Source organism: Brevundimonas sp., from assembly GCF_032017145.1.
In the GTDB taxonomy this organism is placed as follows: domain Bacteria; phylum Pseudomonadota; class Alphaproteobacteria; order Caulobacterales; family Caulobacteraceae; genus Brevundimonas.
Genome location: NZ_DALZQC010000224.1, coordinates 1 through 1,611 on the forward strand (window position 1 = coordinate 1; position 1,611 = coordinate 1,611).

Sequence of the window (1,611 nt, forward strand, 5' to 3'; positions counted from 1 at the left end):
GCGGCGCAGGCGGCCAGGGTCGCCGCCCCGCCCAGCACGGCCAGGCGCAGACCGACGCGGGCGCGAAGACGGGACGAAACCAACCGGAGAAACTGAGGCATCGAACGCTGACCTTGGGCGGACCTGGGGCGAGATCGCTCCCTTAGGCCCTTTGGCGCCGGTCCCCGTCAAGGCCGCCGACCTTTCGCGGCTGCGACAGAAGGCGCGACAAGGCGTCGGCCAGGGCGTTCAAGTCGACAGGCTTGGTCAGATAGGCGTCGAACCCCGCCGCCCGTCCGCGCCGCCGATCCGTCGGGGCGCCGGCCCCGGTCACGGCCATCACGGGAATGTCGCGCGTCAGCGGATCGGCGTCCAGCGCCGCCTTGACCGCAAAGCCGTCCAGGCCGGGAAGCCCCAGGTCCAGCAGGATCACGTCCGGCCGCAAGGCCCGCGCCAGCTCCAACCCCTCCGGCCCCGTGGTCGCGGCGTGCAGCGTCAGCCCCATCGCCTCCACCGCATGGCGCATCAGGGCGACATTGGCCGGACTGTCCTCGACATACAGCGCCGTGGCCTGCGGCCGATCCATCGTCGCCGGGTCCGCACCCGCCGCCGGCAAGGTGAAGGAGAAGGTCGTCGCGCCCCAGGCGTCTTGCGCCGCGTCCAGGCGTCCGCCCATCCGCTCGGCCAGCCGTTGCGCCGCATCCAGGCCCAGGGCCGTGCCGCCCCGCGCGTCCTGGCCGTCCAAGAGCTGAAACGGACGGTCGGCTTCCGCGTGCGGCGGGCGGGCGGGATCGTGGACGGCGACGACCACTTGGGCGCCGTGACGCTCCACCGTCGTCCGCACCGTCGCACCGGGCGTTGCATGATGCAGGGCGTTGGCGACCAACCGCCGCAGCACGCGCCGAACCGCCACGGGATCCGCCCTGACGCACAAGCCCGATCGCGCCTCCGAACAGGCCAGGATCACGCCCGCCTTTTCGGCCTCATGGTCCAGCCCGTCGCAAACCTGGCGCAGGGCCAGGCGCAGATCGACCCGCTGGAGAAAGGGCGCGGCGCGGGCGTCGCCCGACGCGACAAAGTCGTCCGCCTCTTCGATAAGGGCCAGAAGCACGGCCCCGGCGCCTTCGATCTGTCGCAACCCCTGCGACTGGCGCGGGGTCAGCCGTTCGGCTTCGGCATGAGTAACCAACAGCTGCGTGAACCCCATGATGGTGGTCAGGGGCGTACGCAGTTCATGAGACAAGGCCTGAATGACACGGCCCTTGGCTGCATCTTCGTCGGTCAGACGTCGAACCTCGGTCTCGAGAACCGCCAGGGCCTGGCGCTGCGTCTCAGCTTCACGGACCAGACGACGCGCCAGACGGTCCCGGTCGCGGGTCAAGTCATCGACCGCGCCATGGGCGCGCAGCCACAGCCATATCGCCGCGCACGTGCCCGACGATGTTAGGGACAGAAGCCACAAGACGATATCCATCGCACCCTCCCACGCGCCGACCATGACACGCCAAGGTTGCAATAGGGTAAATCGCCGTCAGTCCTCGCTGACGGCGGCCTCGGTCTTGCGACGCGGGGCGCGACGGCGGACGGGGGCCTCGGCCTCGCCTTCCGCCAAAGCGGCGGGGGTGGCGGCCG

General features: G+C 70.8%; 1 protein-coding gene. It reads right to left on the bottom strand.

Annotated elements, in window-relative coordinates; all coding sequences use genetic code 11:
* Nucleotides 1-142: 142 nt before the first annotated feature.
* Entirely contained in the window at nt 143-1,453 is a 1,311-nt protein-coding gene (locus RTU05_RS18180) for a hybrid sensor histidine kinase/response regulator (RefSeq protein WP_312599681.1), read from the bottom strand.
* Between the last annotated feature and the right edge of the window lie 158 nt (nt 1,454-1,611).

Excerpts from the sequence above, each read along its gene's own strand:
- RTU05_RS18180 (WP_312599681.1), bottom strand. The coding sequence starts at position 1,453 with ATGGATATCGTCTTGTGGCTTCTGTCCCTAACATCGTCGGGCACGTGC.